Consider the following 24,825-nt stretch of genomic DNA (forward strand, 5'->3'; position numbering starts at 1 on the left):
TGTTTTTATGAATATTGAAAATAAAGATAAATTTGTGGATACATTTCTTGAACATTACATGGAGCGAGGCTTTGGAAGCCTTAGTAAAAGTGAAATTGATATTTTGGTTATGCATTTATTAATGCAACATAGTGATTTAAAAAATAAAACTAACTATGAACTAAGTTTAGATTTACAAATTACAGAAGCTCGTATTAAGTCAATAAAGCATAAAGCAAATCTACAATTCCTAGAGGAAGATGCGGACGATTATATAAAGGGCGAATTTTTTGCTTTGTTACATCGCTCAAAACTTCAAGGTGAAAACAAGCAAGGCGAACCCGGGAAAATAATCATGGTTATTGAGGATTCATTTGTTAAACAGGGGGTTCAAGGTAAGCTCAAAGCTTTGGGGCACTTTGCTGATAATTCATTTAACAGTGAAATAGTTAAAATTTCTCAAACATCATTCATTGATTTACTCGAAGCATTTTTTACTAATGAAGAGCGTAAAGAGTTAATCGCAGAGGTGAACAAATCTGTTCCTGATAAAAATGCTATTGAATTTAAAGCTTTACTTAAAGACTTCCTCTCTGGTATAGCGACCAAGTCTGGTGAGAAAGTTGTCGATCTTGGGGCTGCTTTTGTTACTGGCGGGGCAAGTGAAATTGCTACTTTGACTAATACACTGAAAAAATTCTTTGCTGAATAAACACAAAACTAACAAACGCCTCAAGAGGGACTTTCAACGCGTAGCGTTTCCAGTCCCATTGAGCCGCGGTGGTTTCGGTTGTTGTGTTTGAGTTTAGTGTTAATGCGTTGCCAGCCCCTTAGGCGGGCGTTAAATGCCATCAAGGAACTTCATGCTTGCTCCAAAAATTCAAACCTATATCAATCGGCTAACAGAAAAGTCACCTGAAATCACAGCTATATGGCTAATTGGCTCAAGAGCAAATGGGAATGCCAAACATGATTCTGATTGGGATTTGCTCGTTTTCGGCAACGCTGACACCTATAAAAATGTAGAAAATGATGACTCCCTTCACTTAGACGAAGTTGATTTATTGATTGTCATCGACGATGAATTTTCAAAGCCTTACGGAAATCCAAAAACTGGGTCGCTGAAAAAATGGGAATGGAATGTCAATTCTGAAAGTGAAGCAACCTACAAAGGCGTAAAGTGGATCCCAGATCTCGAAGCTGAAATGGACAGCATGCCAAATATGGGGCAATTTTTTGAGCAAAAAATAAAAGCCGTAAGGGTATACTAAATGAAAAAAACATTTCTCCTCTTTGTATGTTTTATGGGCACTGCACATGCTGACCCCCAATTAGATTTAGCTGCCAAGCAACTCGGGTTTACTGATTGGAAGCATTACCAAAGCAATAAGACGCATTGCTTGAACTTATATTCTAAAGAAGTCACCTCAAAAATGAATATGAATTGCGATTTAAATATGCAGTGCTTGCAAAATGATGCCGATCTTATGAGTCAACGTTCAACGAAATTAATGAACTCCAAAACATGGAAAGATTATGGCTGCGACATTATCATGCAAGTTGAAGCTGGAAGCAGTGGAAGCTCTTCTGGCGAATACTACGAAATAGAAGTAGCACATAACGATGAACTATTCATCATTAATGGGGAGAAATTCGAAGCCAAAACATACTGCCTAGGCTGGGATGAAGGTGATAGAGTTAAATTCCTTGATGGTAGCCCCAATGGGATTTGCACAAGCGCAGAATTGCTGAACCTAGAACGCGATGAAACTTGTGATGTATGGTGTGAATAGCATTTAACAAGTCAATCAACTTCGCGCCTGCGGCGCTGAAAATCGCTGCTGTAAACTGTGGTAAAGGGAAAGAAATACTAGGGGCTCAAGGCGCATAACAAACTGTTTAAGAGCCCGTAGGTTCGATTAGCCGCAAGGCGTAATCGGACGTTCGCGTAAAGCAATTCCCCCCGCTATAACGGCCATCCATATTTCTCCTCTGCCAGATGCCGCTGATTCATGGAAATACCGGAACAACGGCATCTCGATCGTCCGATTACGCTTCGCTAATCGAACCTACATGGCACGGTAATAAAGCAAAGAGCCGCCCTTATGGGCGGCTCCTGGCATCAGCGATGGATGGCTGAATCGTCTTGTCGTCACTCGGCCTTGGGCGCTTCCACCGCGGCGGTCGCCGGTTGGTCATCTTCCTTGATCCAGGCATCCAGCAGGGTGTAGCCCACCGCCAACACGACCGGGCCGATAAAGAGACCGATAATCCCCATGGTCAGCAAGCCACCGATTACCCCCACCAGAATGAGGATCAGCGGCAGGTCGGCGCCCCGCTTGATCAGGAAGGGGCGCAGGAAGTTGTCCATGGTGCCCGCAATCAGTGACCACACCAGCAGGAAGGTGCCCCAGGTGGTGTCGCCGCTCCAGTAGAGGTAGCCGATACAGGCCAGCAGCACCGGGAAGGGGCCGATCTGGGCGACGATCAACAGGAACATCACCACCACCAGCACCATGGCGTAAGGGATACCGGCAATCAGCAGGCCGACACCGGCTACCGAGGATTGCACCAGCGCAGTCACCACCACCCCCATCGCCACGGCACGGATCGCCTGTGAAGCGAGCACGGTGGCATTGTCGCCACGCTGACCCGCCAGCCGGTGGGCAAAGCGGCGAATGCCGGTCGCCACCACTTCACCCGAGTGATAGAGCACACCGCAGATACCAACCGTCAGCAGGAAGTGAACGAACAGCAAGCCAAGATTACCGGCCTGAGAGGCGAGCCAGCGGGCGGTCTGGCCGAAATAGGGAGCCAGCTTGGCAAACAGCACCTGACCACCACTCGCCAGAATTTGCTGCCAGAAGTCATAGAGCTTGTCGCCCACCAGCGGGATCTGTTGCAGCCAGAGCAGCTCGGGCGGCGGTGACTGGCTGATATGGGTACCCAGCTCGATCAGCATGGGTGCCTTCTCCGCCACATTGGCCAGCGTCATAAAGAGCGGGATGACAAACATCAGCAGCAGCACCAGCGTCATAAAGAGGGCCGCCAGGGTGCGCTTGCCCCACAACAGGCGCTGCACCATCAACATCAGCGGCCAGGTGGCGATGGTGATCATGGTGGCCCACACCAGCGCAGGCAGGAAGGGCTGCAACACCAAGAAACAAGAGATAATCAGGATGCTGAGAAACAGCACCCCCAGGGTTATCTTGGCCAAATCCACTTTTTTCACATTCATAGAGTTCCCTTGTCAGAGCCGTTGCCCTTGGGTCGTGTGTCGCATTTCAAGAAAGAGAGTATCCACCAGAGGCCAGCGCTCAACCAGAGCCCCAGCCCGAAAAAGAGCACAAACTGACCAAGCAGGATAGCCAGCGAACTGCTGGTCAGCAGCGGCAGCGCCCAGAGCCCCGCCCCTATCACCGCGCCCCCCGCCAGGGTGACCGCGCCGGTCACAATGGGGGGATAACCGCCGCGGGTCAGGGTAAGCAAACCGCCAACCCAGAGCCCGAAGGCCGCCATGCCTATCCCGGTCAGATGGGCCGACTGGGTCAGCCCCCCGAGCGCCAGCGCAGATGCAATCAGCAGCAGCCAAGCCGCCGACTGCCTGTCGGCACGCCAGCAGGGACGAACCGCCAGCAGCAAGGCGCCAATCAGCAGGCCCACCGCCACGTCGGAGATAAAGTGCACCCCGAGCCAGACCCGCGCCAGACCTGTGGTCAGCGCCAGCAGCAGCGCCAGCGAATAGGCCAGTCCGCGCCGGGCAGGCCAGAGCCAGCCAAGCAGCGCGCCCCAGAACAGCAGGGCCGAGGCAGTGTGACCGCTCGGCATGCCAAAGCCTTGGGCGCTGTGAGTCGCCAGTTCAGGTTGCAGATGGAAGGGGCGCGGCCAGCCGATCCCCTCCTTGCTCGCCTGCACCAGCAGCCCGAGCCAGAGCATGGCGAACAGCAGCTGACGCAACCGCGACCACCCCAACAGCGGGAGCAGCAAAGGTATCAGGGCAAGCTGAAAGCCGCCTGAACCAAACAGATTGCTGACCGACAGCCACCAGACATCGGCCCCCAGCCACTGTTGCAGACGCATCATCAGCGGGATCTCGGCCCGATGCAGCGCATTGCCCTGCGCCACGAAATCGGCCTGCCAGCGCACCTCGCTCTCGGGCAGCTCGCCAAGCCGGGCTTGCAGCCAGTCGAGCTGCTCCGGGAAGCGGCGTTGCGCACGGGGCAGCTTGTCCACCGCGATCAAACGGGCGTTGAGGATCTCCCCGCCCAGATTGGGAACCTGCAGCAGCGAGACAAAATCGGAATCTTGCTGGGCGACGACAGGCTCCAGAGTGCGGCAGGCAAAGACCTGCGCTTTCTGCCAGCGGCCAAGATCCGCGACGACTTCGCCGCGCAGGCCGGTCTCTTCATACAGCTCGCGCAGCGCCGCCTGCTCGGGGCGCTCGTCGCCATCTATGTAGCCGCCGCTCAGGCTGTAGCGGGAGGAGATGCGATCCTGCACCAGCAGCAGTTGATCCTGATGGCGGATGGCGCAGACTGCCGCCGTCGGTGCTACCGGTTCGGCGCTCAGAGCTGGCAGAGCGGTAAACAGCGCCAGCAACAGTAAAAAGAGGGTTCTCGACATCAATTTGCTTTCCCTATGCACAATGGCGACAAGCCTCCCAGAAATCAGATAGTTGGGCAATGCTGGCAGCCTGTTCAGCGCTGATCCGGCCATGATGGCCGCACCGGGAAGATTGCGATGAACGAGGGCACTCCCTACTATTGGCGGCTATCTTCAATTTCATGCAGTAAACGCTGGAGCCCTCCATGAGACAGTTCGGCTTTTTCCTCGGCATCGCCATCGGTGTCATTTTGATCCTGTTCGGCAGCATCGTCATCTTCCAGGCGCTCCCTGCCGCACTGGATGTACTGGAGATGCCAAGCCGCATCCCGTTCGTGCGCGAGGTCTACACCTGGCTGATGACCAGCGCCAACGGCCTGACCGCCCAGCTGGAGCAGAACTTCCTGGAAGCGTTCCAGACCGTGCTCAAGCTGATCCTGCTCATCACCTTCATGTGGGTCTGCGTCAAGCTGGTCAACATGGGGGTGCTGATTATCCGCGCCGGGGTTGATCTGATCCGCACCGCCATCGCCCACAGCGAAGGTCCCCACGACCAGAAGAAGCCGGATCAGCACGATCACTTCTGACTCTGACATGGTCAACGGATGTGAACGCTGCCGCCCCCAACCGGGGCGGCAGCTTTATATGCGCGGTATGAAGGCCCTTCCCAGCCCCCATGGATACCCTATAAAGCAGCGGCTTTCCCTTGTGAATCAGCAAACTGCCCATATGTTGCATCACCTTGACATGGTTTGCGCCCCGCGCGGCGGCGGCCCGGTTTCTATCCCGACCCCGTGCTCTGGTATAATCGACCACCTCTTTTCCCCGTTATGGAGCCTGTTCATGCCCAATCATGCAGAAAGTGCCCTCGAGGTTCGTCTCGACAAGTGGTTGTGGGCGGCCCGTTTCTACAAGACCCGCTCCATTGCGCGGGATCAGATCGACGGGGGCAAGGTGCACTACAATGGTCAGCGCAGCAAACCGGGCAAACAGGTGGAAGTGGGTGCACTGATCCGCTTCTGGCAGGGGCAGGACGAACGCGAAGTGCGGGTGCTGGCCTTGAGCGAGCAGCGCAAATCGGCCCCGCTGGCCCAGCAGCTCTATGAAGAGACCGCCGAGAGCCTGAAAAAACGGGCCGAGAACAGCGAGGCGCGCCGCTTCAACAGCCAGTTTGCCCCCAGCCCCGAGCGCCGCCCCGACAAGCAGGAGCGACGCCAGTTGCTCAAGGTCAAACAGTACTGACCGACACCGATTTGATACCGGGCTGGCAGCAACCCCAGCCCGCCCGATTTACCTCACCGAAAAGCCAGGAATACATGATGAGCAACCAAGATCTGCTGTATCGCTATCTGTTTGAAGAGTACGAAGTGCGTGGCGAGCTGGTCCAGCTGGATCACACCTACCGCCACGTAGTGGAAGCCCAGAACTACCCGGTGCAGGTGCAAAAACTGCTGGGCGAGCTGCTGGTCGCCACCAGCCTGCTGACCGCCACCCTCAAGTTTGAAGGCTCCATCACAGTGCAACTGCAGGGCGATGGCCCGGTGCGTCTGGCCGTGATCAACGGTGACAACAACCAGCAGCTGCGCGGCGTGGCCCGCTATGAAGGCGAGCTGCCGAGCGATGGCAAGCTGCAGAGCCTGATTGGCAACGGCCAGCTGATCATCACCATCACCCCGGAGCAGGGAGAGCGCTATCAGGGCATCATCGCGCTGGACGCCGACACCCTGGCGGGCTGCCTGGAGCACTACTTCGCCCGCTCCGAACAGCTGGCCACCAAGCTGTGGATCCGCACCGGCTACCACGAAGGTGCGCCGCGCGCTGCCGGCATCATGCTGCAGGAGCTGCCCGCCCAGAGCGAGGATCACAGCAACGACTTCGATCACCTGACCCAGCTCACCAGCACCATCAAGGATGAAGAGCTGTTCGGCCTGCAGGCAGAAGAGATCCTCTACCGTCTCTACCATCAGGACAAGGTGCGGGTGTTCGATCCGCAGGCGGTCGAGTTCCGCTGCACCTGCTCCCGCGAGCGCTGCGAAGGGGCCCTGTTGCAGATAGAAAAGGAAGAGGTCATGGAGATGGTGCAGGAGCTCGGCAAGATCGACATGCACTGTGATTATTGCGGCGCCCAGTACCAATTTAATGGGATCGATGTCGAAACCCTGTTCAGCAGGGCTCCCGGCAATGATGCAAACCAGTTACACTAATTAAAGGCGGGCAAAACCCGCCTTTAACTTTAATAACAAAAAAATACCCTATTTTATAAAGTTTGATGGCGATCGCTAAACTCTACCACCTAAGTGATAGGATGACCGTCAGATAGAACCCTACCAACCTCTGAACCCAGGAGAATACAATGACAATCGTGGCAGAACCCACCCTGGCCCAACAATTAGGACTGGACCAGTACGGCATCAAAAACAGCCAAGAAATCGTTCGCAACCCCTCTTACGAGCAGCTTTTCGCGGAAGAGACACGCCCTGACCTGGAAGGGTTCGAGCGCGGTGTGGTGACCGAGCTGGGCGCCGTCAACGTAAACACCGGTATCTTCACCGGTCGCTCCCCAAAAGATAAATATATCGTCAAAGATGCCACTACCCAGGATACTGTGTGGTGGTCTGACCAGGGTAAAAACGATAACAAAGCGATTACCCCGGAAGTGTGGTCACATCTGAAAGGGCTGGTCACCAAACAGCTCTCCGGCAAGCGCCTGTTTGTGGTCGACGGTTTCTGCGGTGCCAACCCGGATACCCGCCTGGCCGTGCGCATCATCACCGAGGTGGCCTGGCAGGCACACTTCGTGAAAAACATGTTCATCCGCCCGAGCGATGAAGAGCTGAAAACCTTCAAGCCTGACTTCGTGGTGATGAACGGTGCCAAGTGCACCAACCCGAACTGGAAAGAGCAGGGTCTCAACTCCGAGAACTTCGTTGCCTTCAACATGACCGAGAAGATGCAGCTCATCGGTGGCACCTGGTACGGTGGCGAGATGAAGAAGGGCATGTTCTCCATGATGAACTACTTCCTGCCCCTGCGCGGCATTGCCTCCATGCACTGCTCCGCCAACGTGGGTCAGGACGGCGACGTCGCCATCTTCTTCGGCCTCTCCGGCACCGGCAAGACCACCCTATCCACCGATCCCAAGCGTCAGCTGATCGGCGATGACGAGCACGGCTGGGATGACCACGGCGTGTTCAACTTCGAAGGGGGCTGCTACGCCAAGACCATCAAGCTCTCCGAAGAGGCCGAGCCGGACATCTACCACGCCATCCGTCGCGATGCGCTGCTGGAGAACGTGACCGTTGCTGCCGATGGCACCATCGACTTCGATGATGGCTCCAAGACCGAGAACACCCGCGTCTCCTACCCTATCTATCACATCGACAACATCGTCAAGCCGGTCTCCAAGGCAGGTCACGCCACCAAGGTGATCTTCCTGACTGCCGACGCCTTCGGCGTGCTGCCCCCGGTCTCCAAGCTGACCAAGGAGCAGACCAAGTACCACTTCCTGTCTGGCTTCACCGCCAAACTGGCCGGTACCGAGCGCGGCATCACAGAGCCGACTCCGACCTTCTCCTCCTGCTTCGGCGCAGCCTTCCTCTCCCTGCACCCGACCAAGTACGGTCAGGAGCTGGTAAAACGGATGGAAGCGGCAGGGGCAGAGGCCTATCTGGTCAACACCGGCTGGAACGGCACCGGCAAGCGCATCTCCATCAAGGATACCCGCGCTATCATCGACGCCATCCTGGATGGCTCCATCGAGAAGGCCGAGACCAAGGTGCTGCCGATCTTCAATCTGGAGATCCCGACCGCGCTGCACGATGTGAACCCGGCGATCCTCGACCCGCGCGACACTTACGCCGACAAGGCCGAGTGGGATGCCAAGGCCGTCGATCTGGCAGGGCGCTTCATCAAGAACTTCGAGCGCTTCACCGATAACGATGAAGGCAAACGTCTGGTTGCGGCAGGCCCGCAGCTGTAACAGGCTCGCTGCGTATCAGTGACATCATGCCGGTCAGCCACGCTGACCGGCATTTTTGTTTTTGTGGAGCCCCGAACGCTGCCATCGCTCCCGTTAAAGGGGCCAAAACCTTGCCTTTGCCCATTGTGACAGGTTAGATTCAGCCAAACTTTATACAATATACAATTCTGTAACGCGCAATCGTGACCCGACCATGACCCCACCCTACAAGACCCGAACCCAGATGGTGATGGAAAACCTCCGTGGCCGGATCCTCCGTGGGGAGTTCCCCGCTGGCGCCCCCTTGCGTCAGGATGCCATTGCCAAAGAACTGGCCGTGAGCCGCATTCCGGTGCGCGAAGCCCTGATGCAATTGGAAGCGCAGGGGCTGGTCAAGTTCGAAGCCCATCGCGGCGCCGTGGTCACCATGCTGGACGCCTCGGCCATTGAAGAGCTCTTTTATTTGCGAGCGCTGCTGGAAGCCGATACCCTGTTTCACGCCGTCGACAAGATGACGGAAGCCACCTTCGCACAAGCGGAGGCGATCCTCGCCCAGTTTGATCACGCCCTGGAGTCAGGCACCCAGATCGAACATTGGGCCGAGTTGAACCACAGCTTTCACGCCACCCTCTATCAGGCAGCCGGTCGCCCCCAGGCACTTGAACTGATCGCCCAGATCAATCTGAGCTGTGACCGCTATGTCCGCTTCGAGCTGCTCTTTGCCAGCGACGGGGTGGACAAGGCGGAGCGTGAACACGCCCAATTGCTGGAACTGTGCCGCGCCCGGCGCAAGCACGAGGCGGTGGTGCTGCTCAGGCAGCATATCGAAGCGGCAGGTCAGTCGATCAAGCGGATCCTGGCCAGCGGCCATAAAAACTGAACACTCATATAGCAACCATCTGGCACTAACGACATGAATAATTTCGAGATAATTGAAACCCGCGTCGCCCAAGTCAGGGCCGAGCTGGCCATGCAGGAGTTGGACGCCTTTATCGTCCCCCACGATGATGAGCACCTCGGCGAGTACATCCCCGCCTATGCCGAGCGGCTTGACTGGATCACCGGTTTCAACGGCTCTGCCGGCGTCGCCATCATCATGGCCCAGCGAGCAGCCCTCTTTGTCGATGGTCGCTATACGGTGCAGGCGCGGATGCAAACCCCCGCCGAACTGTTCGAATTCCTCCACCTTATTGAAAATCCTCATGTGCAGTGGCTGGCCGAACAGCTGCCATCAGGCTCCCGGGTTGGCTTTGATGCCCGCCTGCACAGCCTGACCTGGTACAAGAATGCCAAGGCCGTGCTGGCCGACCGCGGTATCGAGCTGATCCGCGTCGAGCAGAACCCCATCGACCTGAACTGGAGCGATCGCCCGGAGCCGACCAAGAGCCCGGTCATCCTCTACAGCGAGGAGCTGGCAGGCCAGTCCAGCCAGTCCAAACGTGAACAGCTGGCGGCCGACCTGCGCAAGCGCGGGCTGGATGCGGTGCTGCTGACCCAGGCCGAGCCCATCAACTGGCTGCTCAACCTGCGTGGCCGCGACATCGACCGGCTGCCGGTGGTGCTGGGCTTTGCGGTGCTCTACGCCAACACCAGCATGGATTTCTTCGTCGATACCGACAAAATTGACTGCTTCGCCTTTACCCAACACGTTGGGCAGGATGTCTCCGTCTACCCCATCGACAAGCTGGGCGACGTGCTGCAGCGCATCGGTGAAGATCAGCAGAAGGTGCTGGCCGATCCGGACAGCGCCAACGCCTGGACCCAGCTCGTCATGGAAGAGGCGGGTGCCATTCTGGTGGCTGGCCAAGACCCCACCATGCTGCCGAAAGCGTGCAAGAACGAAATCGAGCTGACCGGTATGCGTGCCGCTCACCTGCGTGATGGTGTGGCCATGACCCGCTTCCTCGCCTGGCTGGATCGGCTGGTCGCCTCCGGCGAGTTCGAGGGGGTGGATGAAGGCACCCTGGCCGATCAGGTGGAAGCGTTCCGCCGCGAGCAGGAGCACTACGTCGAGCCGAGCTTCGATACCATCTCCGCGCTCGGCCCCAACGCCGCCATGTGCCACTACCACCACACCAATGGCACCCCGCGCGCGTTCGGTCAGGACAACCTTTATCTGCTGGACTCCGGCGCCCAGTATATGGATGGCACCACCGACATCACCCGCACCATCAAGGTGGGTGAGGTGAGCGACGAGCAGAAGGCGATGTTTACCCGGGTACTGCAGGGCCATATCGCGCTGGATCAGGCCCGCTTCCCCCGCGGCACCGCCGGTATCCAGCTCGACGTGCTGGCCCGCATGCCGCTGTGGCAGGCCGGTTACAATTATGACCACGGCACCGGCCACGGCGTCGGCCACTTCCTGAGTGTCCACGAAGGGCCCCAGCGCATCGCGCCGAAAGGGAGCATGGTTGCCCTGCAACCGGGCATGGTGCTCTCCAACGAGCCGGGCTACTACCGTGAAGATGGCTTCGGCATCCGCTGCGAGAACCTGGTAGTCGTGACCGAGCTGGAACAGGTTGGCGAGCTGCCGATGCTGGGCTTCGAGCGTCTGACCTACGTGCCGTTCGATACCCGCCTGATCGACCGCAGCCTGCTGAGTCCGGCCGAATTCCGCTGGATCAACGAATACCATGTCGAGGTGTTCCGCCGCCTGAGCCCGCTGCTAGAAGGCGAGGATCTCGCCTGGCTGGAGCAGGCAACCAGCCTCATCTGATGACACAGGGCCTGCGGGCCCTGTTTTTTATCCCCCCTTTTGACCTGTATCAACACCCCAAGCGAGCAGGTCAGGAGAATGGCGGCCATGAAAAGTCATCATGCCAGCCCAGCCCGGGGCTCACACGCCGCAGCCAGCAAAAAGGCGAGTGACCATCCCAGACTCATGCGCGAGCAGCAGACGGTCAGCGCCATGATCCGCCTCTACTGCCAGCACCATCATCAGGATCCCCATTGCCGCCACTGTCGCCAGTTGCGGGATTTCGCCCATCAGCGCCTTCGTCGCTGCCGTTATGGCCACGGCCACAAACCCACCTGTGCCAACTGCAATATCCACTGCTACGCACCGGCGATGCGCAAACAGATCCAGCAGGTGATGAAGTGGAGCGGCCCGCGCATGTTGCTGCGCCACCCCTGGCTCACCCTCCGCCACCTGCTCGACGGCTTGCGCAAGGCCCCCAAACTGCCCCAGAGCCGCCCCCTGCCGCCATAACCGCCAATCCCTTGCATCCGGCAGGGGATGACCACTACCCTATGACTCCTTTTCTGCCGTTGACCCCAAGGTCAGCGGCGTTGCCGATCCGTTTGCTGCCAATGGAGTCCTGATGCACCACAACCCGCCCCTGCTACGCACCGCTACCCACAATGACATGCACGCCATCTGGCAGATCGATGCCAAGGTGTTTGGCGAAGATGTCTATCCCGCCTTCTTCTTCCGTCAGGCGATGGATTTGTGGCCCGAGTTGTTGCTGGTGGCCGAATACGAGGGGCAGCTGGTGGGTTATGTGCTGGGGGGATTTGGTCAGGAGCGGTCGCAAGGCTGGGTGCTCTCGCTGGCGGTACTGCCCGAGGCACGCGGTTTTGGTCTGGCCGAGCGAATGATGCGCCAGATGGAGGCCAACCAGCAGGCGCTGCAGATCAGCGAACTGCGGCTCACGGTCGATCCGGCCAATCCGGCCCAGCGCCTCTACTACCGGCTCGGTTACACATTGCAGGCGGAAGTAGCCGACTATTTCGGCCCCGGAGAAGACCGTCTGCTGCTGGTTAAAACCCTCTCCGGTACAGCTGCGATTCAAGGACAAAACCGGTTACAGAACGCATAATTGGTTACATTTTGCCGATTTCATGTGTGACGGGGTTGGAGTAAAGTTCACTCATCAACCGGATTGTTCAAATTACGTGCAGCCCAGGAGGCCCACCATGTTGAAGCGTATGACCCTTATTGCCCTGCTGGCAGCAACCACCATCACCGGATGCGCCAACAGTGACGTTTACTCTGGCGATGTCTACACCAAGGACCGCGCCAAACAGGTGCAGACCGTCAGCTACGGCACCATCATCTCCACCCGCCCGGTGAAGATCCAGGCCGATGAGAACTCCCTGATTGGCACCATTGGCGGCGCAGTAGTCGGTGGCCTGCTGGGCAGCACAGTCGGTGGCGGTACCGGACGCGACATCGCAGCCGCAGGCGGCGCCATCGCCGGTGCAGCGGCAGGTAACGCCATCGGCAACAAGATGAATCAGGTCGACGGCGTCGAGCTGGAGATCAAGAAAGAGAACGGCGAAGCCATCGTGGTCGTGCAGAAAGCCAGCCCCACCTTCACCCCGGGCGCCCGTGTGCGCATGACCCAGGGCAATGGCAGCATCAACGTGGCCGTCGTGAACTAAGCGTGTGAACTCAGGCTTTGCAGCTTTAGAGTCATAAAAAAACCGCCGGAACCGGCGGTTTTTTGTTGTCTGGCATTCGGGATTACATGCTGTAGGCCTTCTCGCCGTGCGTGGTCACATCCAGTCCTTCCCGCTCGGCATCGCCGTTCACCCGCAGACCCACCAGCATGTCGACCGCCTTGAAGGCAATCGCCGCCACGGCACCGGACCAGAGCAGAGTGACACCGACCCCGATAGCCTGGATCTTCACCTGAGTCAGGATGGAGTAGCCCTCGGCAACCTGATTGGTGACATAGTCCCATACCCCGGTACCGCCCAGATCCGGGCTGGCAAAAACGCCGGTCAGCAGGGCGCCGAGAATACCGCACACCCCGTGTACGCCAAACACGTCCAGACTGTCATCGGCACCCAGCAGGCGCTTGAGACCGTGGACACCCCACAGACCCGCCACGCCACTGATAAGGCCCATCACCAGACCACCGCCCACACCGACGAAACCGGCTGCCGGGGTGATCACCACCAGACCGGACACAGCACCAGAGGCGGCCCCCAGCAGGGAGGGACGTCCCTTCATCACCCACTCGGCCAGCGTCCATGAGAGAGCTGCCGCAGCCGGCGCCACCCAGGTGTTGATAAAGGCGAGTGCGGCGATACCGTTGGCTTCCAGCGCGGAGCCCGCGTTGAAACCGAACCAGCCGAACCAGAGCAGGGAGGCGCCGATCATGGTCATGGTCAGACTGTGGGGGGTCATGGGATCACGACCGTAGCCCAGACGCTTGCCCACCAGATAGGCACCCACCAGACCCGCCACGGCGGCGTTGATGTGCACCACTGTGCCGCCAGCAAAGTCCAGCGCACCGTGCTGGAACAGATAACCGGCAGTTGCAGTCGCCGTGGCCGCAGCCTCGGCGCTGATATAGGCATCCGGACCCGCCCAGTACCACACCATATGAGCCAGCGGGATATAGGCGAAGGTGAACCAGATCACCGAGAAGAGCAGCACGGCGGCGAACTTGATGCGCTCGGCAAACGCCCCCACGATAAGGCCACAGGTAATGGCGGCAAAGGCTCCCTGGAACACCACATAGATTAGCTCGCTGATCCCGACCCCCTTGCTGAAGGTGGCAGCGATGGAGTCAGGGGTCACCCCCTTGAGCAGCACCTTGCTGAAGGAGCCATAGAAATTGCCCCCCTCGGTAAAGGCCAGCGAATAGCCGTAGATCACCCAGAGCACGCAGATGAGGCAGAACAGGGTAAAGACCTGCATCAGCACGCTCAGCATGTTTTTGGCCCGTACCAGACCACCGTAGAAGAGGGCCAGACCGGGGATCGACATCAGGATCACCAGCGCCGCCGAGAGCAGCATCCAGGTGTTGTCACCCTTGTTGATTGTCATGGCGGCAACCGGTGCCACCGCCGCCTGTACCTGAGCGACCTCTTCGGCCCAACTTGGGGTAACCAGCAAGGCAGGCAACATCGTCAGACCCGCCATCATCCATTTTTTGACCATAGAGCACTCTCCTTCCCTGTCGTACCGGTACAAGACCGGCTCCGTTTCCCTGATTGAATCTGTGGCGAACCGCAAGGTGTTGCTGCAACCCGCCAGAATCACACCCGCGCCCGGCACGGGGATGCCTCTTGCCACTTCCTCATCACTGCATCTGCCGTCGATGACCGCAAGAGACCGTCTGACATGTAAAAAGCATAAAGCGGGCCACAAATTTAAATCCTTTAAAATCAATGCATTAATAGGGGCGCGCATCATCAATGCACCAATTTGGCGCATGAGCTGCGCTAACCTGCCCAGGGTCGCCCTGTCGCAGGGCAGGCGATACGTCACGCACCAGAAGTGCGCAAACCCTGAGCCAGTCCACAAGCTGACGTCATCGATATCGCGCGCTGCGGGCCCGCTCGTTTACACTGACAGACCAGCCGTTTCCTGTTATCCGACCACGGCATGCCATTACGCAGCCTCTTGTTTGCAACCTGATGGCAGGCCCAATCCGAGGAACACCATGCAGTTCGATCGTCTCGACATCAGCCTCTCCCACTACCGTCATCTCGACCGGGAGCATCGCGCCCACATCGCGCTGCTGGGGATAGTGATGCTGGCCATCATGGCCCTTCATCTGTTGCTGCTGCCCCACTTCCCCTACGAACGCTTTTACGCCGTCAGCTTTGGCTTCGAGGTGATCAACTGGCTCACCATGCTGTTCCTGTTCTGGGTGGTGCAGTGCGCCCACCTGCCCACCCATACCTACCGCATGCTCTCCTGCGGTCTGATGTTGTGGATCATGGGGGCCACCGCCGACATCATGGATGAACTGGTGGCGCAGCCACTCTGGCTCGCCATCTATGCCGAGGATCTGCTGCGCTCCAGCGGCATCCTGCTCAGCAGCATCGGCATCCTGAGCACCATGCACCACCTCTTCCACATCAATACCCAGCTCAGACAACAGGCACTGTTCGACGATCTGACCCGGCTGCCAAACCGGCGCTACTTTCATCAGCAGCTGTTTCTGGAGCAGGGGATTTGCCACGCCCTCATCCTGCTGGATCTGGATCACTTCAAGGTGATCAATGACAACTACGGCCACGATATCGGGGATCGGGTGTTGCAGCAGTTTGGCGAGCTGTTGCAACAGCACTGCCCGCCCGGTGCGCTGGCGGCCCGTGTCGGGGGTGAAGAGTTTGCCATGCTGCTGCCCGTCGCCCACGAAGCCGAGCTGCAGCAACTGGCCAACACCCTGCTCACTGCGACCCGCACCATAGCCCCCGACCCGGCCCATACCATGACGGTCAGCCTGGGAGTGGGGATCCGCGAGCCCGGGGAACCGGCCGTCTCGCTGTTCAAACGGGTGGATCAGGCGCTTTATGGCGCCAAGGAGGCGGGCAGAAACTGCGCGGTATGGGCGACGCCGACTAACAAAGAGACGTGAAGAGCTACCGATTGATTGCCGATCACAGCGAAACATTGCTGCTGAAACAGGGGCCAAAGGGTCCCTGTTTCATAGGGAAAATCCCCCCGCCTAAAAGCGGAAGGTAAGACCGATATTGGCCTGCCACTGGGTTACCAGCTCCCCGCGCACCTTGAACACGCACTGCTCCGGGTTGCAGAGAAACTGGTTGTTGTCGTTAACCAGCGAACCATAGCCGCGCACCTCGGCCCGCAGGGCCAGATGCTCGGCGAGGCGCGGTTGCACCCCAAGCGCCAGCGACATGGAAGGAGTCACCTCGCTGTCGTAGGCGGCAAAGCGGGTCACCCCGATCCCGGCGCCGATATAGGGCGCCATCAGGTTGTCAGAGAGAGTAAGCGCACCGGCAAAGTGCAGGGTGTCCACCGTCAGGCGATCCGGCTGGTCGGGAGAGAGGGTGGTGGACTGGTGGCTGTAGAGCAGCTCGATCATGCCGGGATCATCCACCTCCTTGCTGATAAAGAGGCCCCAGCTGCCGGAGCCCTGTCCCTGCAGTGAATCAAACGATGCAGAAAGCGGCACCGGCTGCACCACATCGTCACTCTTCTCGAAGTCGATGGCTGAGCTGTAGCCAAAAAACGGCGTCACCTGCCAACCGGATGTGGTCGCGCCCTCGGCACTCCAGACCGGCCCCAGTGGCAGCAACAGCCCCATCATCACTATCCCGGCTCTCTTCATCATCATCCCCTGCTCCCTGTATGATTGTGCAGAAAGCCTACCAGAGGCATCCTAGGCCCATCCTAAACGGCGGCTGTACCGGATCACTTTCATCGCGGGATTTCCCCCTCGCCTGAACCCCTGCCGAACCGCACCACTGGCGCAGTTACGCGCCCCGCCACCATTCATCGACGGTTAACCTCTGCCACGTATGCTGGCGCCAAATCGGGTCATCGGGGCCCGTTATCACTACTCAAAAGGACATCAGGGAATGGTTGCCGCGCAACTCAACGACCCCAAAACTACCCTCGCGGATACCCTGCGGGCCACCGCGCATGCCATCGACGAGAGCCACATCAGCCTGCGCCAGATGCTCGCGCTGGTGGGCGAGCAGGGCATGCTGCTGTTTTGCGTGCTGCTCACCGTCCCCTTCCTGCTGCCGGTCTCCATTCCCGGGGTCAGCACCCCGTTTGGCCTGCTGATCCTCTTTATCGGCATCGGCATCACCCTCAATCGGGTGCCCTGGCTGCCCGCCATGCTGATGGAGCGTCGCTTCGCCGCCGACCAGCTCAAGCCGACCCTGCACAAGGGGGCAGATCTGCTGGCCCGGGTCGATCGCGTTATCCGCCCGCGCCTGCTGGTGCTGACCGGCAGCAACACGGTCAACCGCTGCAACGGCCTGCTGATCATGCTGGCCGCCCTGCTGCTGATGCTGCCCTTGGGCGCCATCCCCTTCACCAACGCCATGCCTGCCTGGGCCATCCTGCTGCTGGCCACCGGCATGTTGCAGCGGGACGGTCTGTTCGTCGCCAGCGGCTATCTGTTGGTAAGCGCAACCCTGGTCTGGTTCAGCGTGCTGGCCATCGGCTTGCTGATGGCGGGCCAGAGTGCCAGCGGCCTGCTCGGCTAACCCCGATGCACAGAAAAAGGGCGACCAGATGGTCGCCCTTTTTGATTTGTGCGGGATACCGCCCGGTCAAAGCAGATCGTAGATAAGGGCCGAGATGGCAAGCAGCCCCATCACCAACACAAAAAGGGTACTCGGCCCGCGATAACGCTTGAGTGCGGGCAAGCGATAGATGGAGCAGGCCGGCAGCAGAAACAGGATCACCGCGATCAGCGGGCCACTGACGCGCTCGATGATGTCGAGCACATTGGGATTCAGATAGGTGATGACGGCGGTCACCATAAACAGGATCACCGATGACACCCGGGCGATGGTTGACTCCTTGAGGGAGAGCCCCAGCCCCTGACAGGCACCGCTCACCATGCTCACCGTCCCCTCGCTCACCCCCATGGAGGTGCCTAGGAAAGATTTGGACATGGCCAGAATGGCGATGAGTGGCCCCACATAGGCGATCAGCGGATTGGAGAACTTGTTCGCCAGCGCCGACAGCACGGAGATATTGTCGGTGCGGGCCAGCGCCATCTCGGCCTGACTCAGACTCATCACGCAGCTCACCACGAAAAAGAGCACGCTGCCGCAAATCAGCATGCTGCTGCACTTGATGATCCGCTTGGCACGCAGGTCGGCACTCTCCTGACAGCGCTTTTTCTGCGCCGCGCTGAAGGAGGAGATAATGGGCGCATGGCTGAAGGAGAACACCATCACCGGCACGATCAGCCAGAGTGATTTCCAGAACGCCGGATCCCGCCAATCCACCGCCTGGCTCTCGCTGAAATAGGAGAGGCTCCACTGGGGCAGCAGATAGATGGAGAGGCCAATCAGAAAGGCAACCATCGGCAGTGCCAGCACGCTGATTGCCGATACCACGATCTGTTTGCCAGCCAGCAGCACCAGATGCAGGCCCAGCATCACCCCCAGCACCAGCAAGCCGCGCGGAAGCTCGGCATCCCCCAGCTGGTGAACAACGAAGCTCTGGATCGCGTTGGTGATGGAGATGCTGTAGACCAGAATGATGGGGTAGAAGGCCATCAGATAGACCAGCATCAGCAGTTTGCCCGCCTTGGCACCGAAGTGCTCCTCCACCACATGGGTGATATCCCCTTCCCGATGGGAGCTGGAGAGCACAAAGCGGCTCAATGCCCGGTGGGAATAATAAGAGAGCGGAAAAGCCAGCAATAAAATAAACAGCAAAATAACCGGGGAATTACTGCCAACCGTAATAGGGAGAAATAACGTACCGGCACCGACAGCAGTGGCATATAGGCCCATGGTCCATACCGAATCGCTTTTCTCCCATTTCAATTTTGAAACAGGGTTACTCTTTTCAGCAATAGAAACACTCATTGCAATATATACCTTATTAATCTGTCATCATTATTTTTATTGGCCCGAATAACAGGCTGGAGATATGTCGTTGCATATCGCCATGCACATGAAAAAACAACGCCGCCAGCGGCCAACAGGGCCACCGGAGAGAAACGGAACTGCCACGCTACCATCGTTGAAATCGCAATCCGGGTCAAGGTTAATAATTCATGACTGTTTGAATCGGAATGTTTCAAAAGACAACAGGATGTATCACATTCGTCACCCAAAACCCGATTCAAACCTGTTTGATAACATACCGATAAAACCTCATGCTGTTGCCCAACAACATAAATAAGACCAGCGATCAGGCCGATAATATTAACACCTTAAGCTGTGGAATATGAGTTAAATAATACGGCCAACTTTTCTACTAATTGACAGTGATGTCAGCCAATTTATTCAGGGTAAAAGCGCAGGCTATTTCCGACAGCGGCCGGGGCGGCACTTTCAACCTGCCGGGCAGTGCGCCACCCGGTTGCGGCCTGCCCGCTTGGCCCGATAGAGCCACTCGTCGGCCCGAGCCAGCGCCTGATTGATCTCCTCCTCCGGCTGCACCAGAGTTGTGCCCAGACTGACCGTGATGGCGACCGGATCGGCAGGCAGCGCTTCGACGGCGGCACGGATCTGCTCCGCCATCTGCAGCAAACCGGCTTCATCGATCCGCGGCAGCAAGATCAGAAACTCCTCGCCACCGCTGCGCACAAAGAGGTCATCCGCCCGCAACAGGGCATCGATACAACAACTAAAGCGCTGCAAGGCCCGATCTCCCTGCTGATGGCCGTAGTGATCGTTGAGCTGCTTGAAGTGATCGATATCGAGCATAAGCAAGCCGCAGGGGGCCTCGCTGCCCCTCACCTGCTGGCAGTGCTCGAAGAAGAAACGGCGGTTGTAGAGGCCGGTCAGCTGGTCGGTTTCACTCTGGCGCAGCAGTCGCTGCTGCAACTCGTACTGGCGGGTGATATTGCGGGTCACCCAGGCCACCGCCCGCTTGCCGTCATAGAGGGAGGGCAGCGGCGCAATCTTGCCCTCAAAACGCTGTATCCCTTGCGGCCCGGCGGCGGCATTGATCCCCCCCACCTCGGCTGCTGAGAGCTCATACTCCACCACTCGCACCTGACCGCTCGCCAGCGATTCGGCTACCTGCGCCTTGACCCACATGGCCATCTCGGGTGGCAGCACATCTGCCAACTGCTTGCCCGCCAGCGGATTACCGTCGTGATAGGATTGCTGCTCCATGCCGCCGATATATTCCACGTAATAGCCATCTTCACTGAGGATAAAGACGGGATCTGGCAGCTGGGCCATCACTTCATAAAGCTGGGTTACCGAAAGCGCCACTGAGACTCCTGTACTTCAGCGTCAAACAGGGGGGAGATATTCTGCCTCAAGAGGACTCACGCGCCCTCATCGGCAGCGCAGAAAAATCTGCGGCCACAGCCAACAATCCTTTACATCTAGCAGCCTGCCAGCCTCTCGGCCACCACAGGTGGCCAGCGCGTTGCAACTCCCGCCACTGCGCTCGCTCACGGCGGCGAAAGCCCCCTCCCCCGGTCGCGCATATCCCATTGTTTCAACTCACAAGTTCATTTACGCTGGCCGTCCTGAGTCCAGTTTTCACCTCATCAGCCATCAGGGAGCCAGCCACCCGCAACCGCAGGGGCTGTACCACGGAAAAGGAATCGCCAGATGAAAAACGCCATCGTTAACGCCCGCTTCGACGCCATCAGCACCGAAGGGGAACAGCTCGTCCTCAAAATCGCCATCAAGGCCCCCGAGCCGGATCCCAAGTCCGCCAGCGGTGACTGGCGCTGCAAGGTGAAGTTGGCGGGGCTGAGCGACAAGACCTTTATCTACGGCATCGACAGCCTGCAGGCCCTGAGCCTCGCCATCAAGTTTGTCGAAACCGAGCTGCGAGCTTTCTCCGATGCGGGCTGGCAGTTCTATCTGCCCGGCTGCCCCGATCACCCCATCGACATGAGCGCCTGCTACTTCCCGGCGCTCTAGCCCAAGGTCAACTCAGGGAGCATGAGGTGCAGCCCAGCTCCCACAATATCCCTTTCATCTACAACGAGCTCATCATAGGCAAGTGCTGCCCCACAACCCGCAATGCCAAGGGTACTGTTAGAAAATTTGACAATTAAATCAATAGCATGCACCCAAAAAACAATTGACAACAATTCTCATTTAATCAATAGTTGATTTCCAAATGAACCACTCTAGAGATAGTGGATGAAGCTCTGTTTAGCCACAGCATTATTGCTGTGCAGTATTTCAAGTGCCAATGCCAATACTTGCCCATTGAGTAACTGCAACACACTACACGCTGGTGAACATTACTCTATTAATGCCGATGGAAAGTATTGCATCAATTTCAACAAAGAAAACATCACGGTGGTAAACCTTTCGAGTCGATACATTGAAATAGAAGACAAAAATTCAAATCCAACTGTTATATACCCTGGTGAATTTGTTGATGTCGATACCATATCAACAATCGCAAATTCAACCAAGGTAGTTATCAGCATAGAGCACGATAGCTTTATCGTGATAAGAGATATAAATGAAAGCAAGCGTAACAAGAGAGCGGCACCCGCATTGGTATGGGCAGGCGGCGGGGCCGTTATGGGGGCGATGGGCGTCATTGCCAACAATCCTGATGCCAGCATGAGAGAGATTGCTGCAGGTGCATTTGGTGGTGCCGTTACCGGTAGGTTAAGCCCCATCATGGGAAGTGGTGTCGCAGGCATGATGGCTTCAGGCAGTGCTGGCCTGGCAGCAAGCGGTGGCTGTGCCTCATGTCACTAGTGATGATGATCGTCACATTGATAGCGGCCGTTGTAGCACCCTTTCTTTTAAGCAACAACCTTGCCCATCGAATTGCATTGCTACTAATTTCAAGCGGTTCAATACTATTTAATTATTTCTCGGGCACTTTCTCAGCCTGGATATATTTAACCTTTATTGTATTTACAGTTATTTTAAAGGCTAACTATCGTTCTACTCTGGTGCGTTGTGATGATGCAATACTAGGTTGCTATATAATTTTCTACATCCAGCCATTAGTTTTCAGGATGATTTAAAACTCTCTATTTAAATGAAGCTGACAAAATAAACTAGCCATAAAAAGAGCGCATATTATGCGCTCTTTTTATTTAAGGCCTGTTTGGTAATATTTATCAACCCGTATTACGCATCCCTGCGGCAATACCGGCGATGGTGACCATCAGCGCCTTGTCCAGCTCGGGATGCAGGGTCTCCGGGTGGTTGCGGGAGCGGTTGAGCAGCTCGGCCTGCAGCACGTTGAGCGGGTCGGTGTAGGGGTTGCGCAGCTTGATGGACTCCTTGATCCACGGCTGATCCTCCAGCAGATCCCCGCGCGGGCTCAGTTTCAGCACCACCTCGATGGATTCGGCGAGCTCCTGACGCAGCTGTTTACCAAGGCCCCACAACTCCTGCGGCACCAGACGGGTGTCGTAGTATTCGGCCAGCCAGACATCAGCTTTGAGGAACACCATCTCCAGCATCTCGAGGCGAGTGCGGAAGAAGGGCCACTGGGCGCTCATCTCTTCCAGCACCGCCAGCTTGCCGCCGTCGATCGCCTGCTGCAGCGCCTTGTGGGCACCGAGCCAGGCCGGCAGCATCAGCCGGTTCTGAGTCCAGGCGAAGATCCACGGAATGGCGCGCAGGCTCTCGACGCCGCCGTTGGGCTTGCGCTTGGAGGGACGGGAGCCGAGCGGCAGCTTGCCGAGCTCCATCTCCGGGGTGGCGGCACGGAAGTAAGGGACGAAGTCCGGATGACCGCGCACGATACTGCGGTAGTGATCGCAGGAGTCGGCGGCCAGCTGCTCCATCACCTCGCGCCAGCACTCTTTCGGCTTGGGCGGCGGCAGCAGGTTCCCTTCCAGCACGGCGCTGGTGTAAAGGTTGAGGCTCTGGATCGCCACTTTCGGCAGGCCGAACTTGAAGCGGATCATCTCCCCCTGTTCGGTGGTACGCAGACCGCCGCGCAGGGATCCCGGCGGCTGGGAGAGGATTGCCTGATGGGCCGGCGCACCGCCACGACCGACGGTACCGCCACGGCCATGGAACAGGGTGAGGCGGATGTTGTTGGCTTCGGCCAGCCCCACCAGCGACTCCATGGCGGCGTACTGGGCCCAGCCGGCGGCCATCATGCCCGCATCCTTGGCGGAGTCGGAGTAACCGATCATCACGTACTGGCGGCCCTGAATGTAGCCGCGATACCAGTCAACCGACAGCAGACGATCCATCACGGCGGTGCCTGCCATCAGGTCATCCTGAGTCTCGAACAGCGGGGCGACCGGCATGCGGAACTTGCAGCCCGCCTCCTTGAGCAGCAGTTGCACCGACAGCACGTCAGACGGCGCACCGGCCATGGAGATGATGTAGATACCGAACGCATCGGGGTCGTGCTCGGCGATGACCTGACAGGTATCCAGCGTCTCGCGCACCTCGGCGCTCGGCTCCCAGTCGTGGGGAATGAGCGGGCGACGGGAGTTCAGTTCATTGAGCAGGAAGGCCTGCTTGTCATCTTCACTCCACTCGGCGTAGTCACCCATGCCGAGGTAACGGGTCAGTTCGGAGAAGACCAGCCCGTGGCGCTCGCCATCCTGACGGATATCCAGCTTGACCAGATGGATACCGAAGCAGGCGACCTTGCGCAGCACGTCCAGCAGCATGCCGTCGGCGATGTTGCCCATGCCGCAGGCGTGCAGGGAGTGGTAGCAGAGCTCCAGCGGTTCACGCAGTTGGGCGGTGGTCTTGACCAGATCCCGGCTCTCGCTCACCTGACCCTGCACCTTGGCGGTGAGGTGCTCCTTGGTTTCGCGCAGCGCTTCACGCAGCTCGCGCACCAGCGCACGGTAGGGCTCGGGGTGATCGCCAACCCGGGCGCGCACGGCGTCGGTACAGTCGGACATGGAGAGCTCGGAGGTGAGCTCCTTGATGTCTTTGTAGAACAGGCTCACCGCCATCCAGCGGCTCAGCTCGAGCACTTCGGCCGTCACCTTGGCGGTGACGAAGGGGTTGCCGTCGCGGTCACCGCCCATCCAGGAGGTGAACTTGACCGGCGCGGCATCCAGCGGCAGTCGCACACCCAGATGGTGTTGCAGCCGCTCGTCCAGATTGCGCATGAATTCGGGAATGGCTGGCCACAGGCTGTTTTCAACCACCGCAAAGCCCCACTTGGCCTCGTCGACCGGAGTCGGGCGCTGTTCACGGATCTCGTTGGTGTGCCATGCCTGATTGATCAGCTGTTCGATGCGATTGAGGATCTTGTCCCGCTCGCGGGGCAGCAGGTCGGAGAGCTCCAGCGCCTCGAGGCAGTCGTTGAGCTGCACATGCTTGTGGATCAGAGTGCGACGAGTCACCTCGGTCGGGTGAGCGGTCAGCACCAGATCGATATCCAGCTCGCGCACGGCTTGAATGATCGCCTCTTGGGACAGGTTGGAGGCTTTCAGTTTGTCGAACATCTGCTCCAGCGGATCCGGGGTGCAGACCTGCTCTTCGCAGCGACGGGAGATGGTGTGGAACTGTTCCGCCACGTTGGCGAGATTGAGGAACTGGCTGAAGGCGCGAGCCACCGGCAGCAGTTCATCATCGCTCAGGGTGCGCAGGGTATCGAGCAGACGCTCCCGGTCTGATTCATTGCCCTTGCGGGAGGACTTGGCCAATTGGCGAATGGTTTCGATCTTGTCGAGAAAGGCCTGACCCTGATGATCCTTGATGGATTTACCCAGCAGCTGACCCAGCATGCCTACGTTGGCGCGTAGTGCGGCGTACTTTTCGTTCATTCCACATCCTTATCTTGTTGGTGCCTGACACCCATCCGGGGTGCATGACAGCCTCACTTATTGTTGTGCGATTACAACATATGCTCCGTCATCTTAGGGTGACAATCTACCCAGATTGTCTGCGCAAGGTCAAATAACAGGCCGATTCAGAACATGTATTTCCGTCACCACTCCACAACCGGCTTG

General features: G+C 57.9%; 23 protein-coding genes. 16 read left to right on the forward strand and 7 right to left on the reverse strand.

The window, feature by feature from the left end:
• Nucleotides 1-7 precede the first annotated feature (7 nt).
• From ACTG2J_RS18760 to ACTG2J_RS18770, 3 genes are all read left to right on the forward strand, one after another.
• Nucleotides 8-691 carry a hypothetical protein gene (locus ACTG2J_RS18760; RefSeq protein ID WP_064339297.1) on the forward strand — a complete coding sequence of 228 codons (684 nt, stop codon included), beginning with the start codon at nt 8-10 and terminating at the stop codon, nt 689-691.
• A gap of 151 nt (nt 692-842) precedes the next feature.
• On the forward strand, nt 843-1,250 hold the full coding sequence (locus ACTG2J_RS18765) for a nucleotidyltransferase domain-containing protein (protein ID WP_064339296.1): 408 nt from the start codon (nt 843-845) through the stop codon (nt 1,248-1,250).
• On the forward strand, nt 1,251-1,772 hold the full coding sequence (locus ACTG2J_RS18770) for a hypothetical protein (protein ID WP_201931944.1): 522 nt from the start codon (nt 1,251-1,253) through the stop codon (nt 1,770-1,772). It abuts the gene before it with no gap.
• Between the two features lie 359 nt (nt 1,773-2,131).
• On the opposite strand, the gene ydiK is transcribed toward ACTG2J_RS18770, so the two are convergent.
• Nucleotides 2,132-3,217: an AI-2E family transporter YdiK gene (gene ydiK / locus ACTG2J_RS18775; RefSeq protein WP_058059023.1), complete on the reverse strand. Its 1,086-nt coding sequence runs from the start codon at nt 3,215-3,217 to the stop codon at nt 2,132-2,134.
• Complete coding sequence (locus ACTG2J_RS18780; protein WP_439989230.1) at nt 3,214-4,602, reverse strand: phosphatase PAP2 family protein; 1,389 nt, start codon at nt 4,600-4,602, stop codon at nt 3,214-3,216. Before ACTG2J_RS18780 ends, ydiK begins: the two co-directional genes overlap by 4 nt.
• A gap of 185 nt (nt 4,603-4,787) precedes the next feature.
• Between ACTG2J_RS18780 and ACTG2J_RS18785 the strand changes: the two genes are divergently transcribed.
• From ACTG2J_RS18785 to ACTG2J_RS18825, 9 genes are all read left to right on the forward strand, one after another.
• On the forward strand, nt 4,788-5,168 hold the full coding sequence (locus ACTG2J_RS18785) for a hypothetical protein (RefSeq protein WP_005340143.1): 381 nt from the start codon (nt 4,788-4,790) through the stop codon (nt 5,166-5,168).
• A 256-nt stretch (nt 5,169-5,424) separates the two neighbouring features.
• Nucleotides 5,425-5,823, forward strand: coding sequence for a ribosome-associated heat shock protein Hsp15 (gene hslR / locus ACTG2J_RS18790; protein WP_005340141.1), 399 nt, complete (start codon nt 5,425-5,427; stop codon nt 5,821-5,823).
• A 77-nt stretch (nt 5,824-5,900) separates the two neighbouring features.
• Nucleotides 5,901-6,785, forward strand: coding sequence for an Hsp33 family molecular chaperone HslO (gene hslO, locus ACTG2J_RS18795; RefSeq protein ID WP_005340140.1), 885 nt, complete (start codon nt 5,901-5,903; stop codon nt 6,783-6,785).
• A gap of 149 nt (nt 6,786-6,934) precedes the next feature.
• Nucleotides 6,935-8,560 carry a phosphoenolpyruvate carboxykinase (ATP) gene (pckA, locus tag ACTG2J_RS18800; protein WP_005340139.1) on the forward strand — a complete coding sequence of 542 codons (1,626 nt, stop codon included), beginning with the start codon at nt 6,935-6,937 and terminating at the stop codon, nt 8,558-8,560.
• Between the two features lie 193 nt (nt 8,561-8,753).
• A complete protein-coding gene (locus ACTG2J_RS18805; protein WP_005340138.1) occupies nt 8,754-9,419 on the forward strand; it encodes a GntR family transcriptional regulator in 666 nt (221 codons plus the stop codon).
• A gap of 33 nt (nt 9,420-9,452) precedes the next feature.
• Complete coding sequence (locus ACTG2J_RS18810) at nt 9,453-11,255, forward strand: aminopeptidase P family protein (RefSeq protein WP_100652597.1); 1,803 nt, start codon at nt 9,453-9,455, stop codon at nt 11,253-11,255.
• Nucleotides 11,256-11,342: 87 nt separating this feature from the next.
• On the forward strand, nt 11,343-11,747 hold the full coding sequence (locus ACTG2J_RS18815) for a nitrous oxide-stimulated promoter family protein (RefSeq protein WP_005356534.1): 405 nt from the start codon (nt 11,343-11,345) through the stop codon (nt 11,745-11,747).
• A gap of 112 nt (nt 11,748-11,859) precedes the next feature.
• On the forward strand, nt 11,860-12,357 hold the full coding sequence (locus ACTG2J_RS18820) for a GNAT family N-acetyltransferase (protein ID WP_005340127.1): 498 nt from the start codon (nt 11,860-11,862) through the stop codon (nt 12,355-12,357).
• Nucleotides 12,358-12,454: 97 nt separating this feature from the next.
• Nucleotides 12,455-12,922: a glycine zipper 2TM domain-containing protein gene (locus tag ACTG2J_RS18825; protein ID WP_005340126.1), complete on the forward strand. Its 468-nt coding sequence runs from the start codon at nt 12,455-12,457 to the stop codon at nt 12,920-12,922.
• An 82-nt stretch (nt 12,923-13,004) separates the two neighbouring features.
• Here ACTG2J_RS18825 and amt read toward each other — a convergent pair whose 3' ends face one another.
• Nucleotides 13,005-14,432: an ammonium transporter gene (gene amt, locus ACTG2J_RS18830; protein ID WP_113740581.1), complete on the reverse strand. Its 1,428-nt coding sequence runs from the start codon at nt 14,430-14,432 to the stop codon at nt 13,005-13,007.
• Between the two features lie 505 nt (nt 14,433-14,937).
• Between amt and ACTG2J_RS18835 the strand changes: the two genes are divergently transcribed.
• Entirely contained in the window at nt 14,938-15,861 is a 924-nt protein-coding gene (locus ACTG2J_RS18835) for a GGDEF domain-containing protein (protein ID WP_113740580.1), read from the forward strand.
• A gap of 90 nt (nt 15,862-15,951) precedes the next feature.
• Here ACTG2J_RS18835 and ACTG2J_RS18840 read toward each other — a convergent pair whose 3' ends face one another.
• Entirely contained in the window at nt 15,952-16,575 is a 624-nt protein-coding gene (locus tag ACTG2J_RS18840) for an outer membrane beta-barrel protein (RefSeq protein ID WP_113740596.1), read from the reverse strand.
• 250 nt (nt 16,576-16,825) lie between these two features.
• Between ACTG2J_RS18840 and ACTG2J_RS18845 the strand changes: the two genes are divergently transcribed.
• Complete coding sequence (locus ACTG2J_RS18845) at nt 16,826-17,464, forward strand: exopolysaccharide biosynthesis protein (RefSeq protein ID WP_058056332.1); 639 nt, start codon at nt 16,826-16,828, stop codon at nt 17,462-17,464.
• Between the two features lie 66 nt (nt 17,465-17,530).
• Here ACTG2J_RS18845 and ACTG2J_RS18850 read toward each other — a convergent pair whose 3' ends face one another.
• Nucleotides 17,531-18,805 (reverse strand): amino acid permease, encoded by a 1,275-nt coding sequence (locus ACTG2J_RS18850; RefSeq protein WP_113740579.1) that lies wholly within the window; start codon nt 18,803-18,805, stop codon nt 17,531-17,533.
• A gap of 471 nt (nt 18,806-19,276) precedes the next feature.
• Nucleotides 19,277-20,167, reverse strand: a complete 891-nt coding sequence (locus tag ACTG2J_RS18855; RefSeq protein WP_113740578.1) for a sensor domain-containing diguanylate cyclase — start codon at nt 20,165-20,167, stop codon at nt 19,277-19,279.
• Between the two features lie 348 nt (nt 20,168-20,515).
• On the opposite strand from ACTG2J_RS18855, the gene ACTG2J_RS18860 reads away from it, so the two are divergent.
• Nucleotides 20,516-20,833 (forward strand): DUF6968 family protein, encoded by a 318-nt coding sequence (locus ACTG2J_RS18860; RefSeq protein WP_113740577.1) that lies wholly within the window; start codon nt 20,516-20,518, stop codon nt 20,831-20,833.
• A 225-nt stretch (nt 20,834-21,058) separates the two neighbouring features.
• On the forward strand, nt 21,059-21,634 hold the full coding sequence (locus ACTG2J_RS18865; protein WP_113740576.1) for a hypothetical protein: 576 nt from the start codon (nt 21,059-21,061) through the stop codon (nt 21,632-21,634).
• A gap of 371 nt (nt 21,635-22,005) precedes the next feature.
• Here the strand turns inward: ACTG2J_RS18865 and ppc are convergent, their stop codons facing one another.
• On the reverse strand, nt 22,006-24,639 hold the full coding sequence (gene ppc / locus ACTG2J_RS18870) for a phosphoenolpyruvate carboxylase (protein WP_439997779.1): 2,634 nt from the start codon (nt 24,637-24,639) through the stop codon (nt 22,006-22,008).
• Between the last annotated feature and the right edge of the window lie 186 nt (nt 24,640-24,825).

The sequence above is a fragment of the Aeromonas sp. 6P genome (genome assembly GCF_051919525.1).
In the GTDB taxonomy this organism is placed as follows: Bacteria; Pseudomonadota; Gammaproteobacteria; order Enterobacterales; family Aeromonadaceae; genus Aeromonas; species Aeromonas veronii.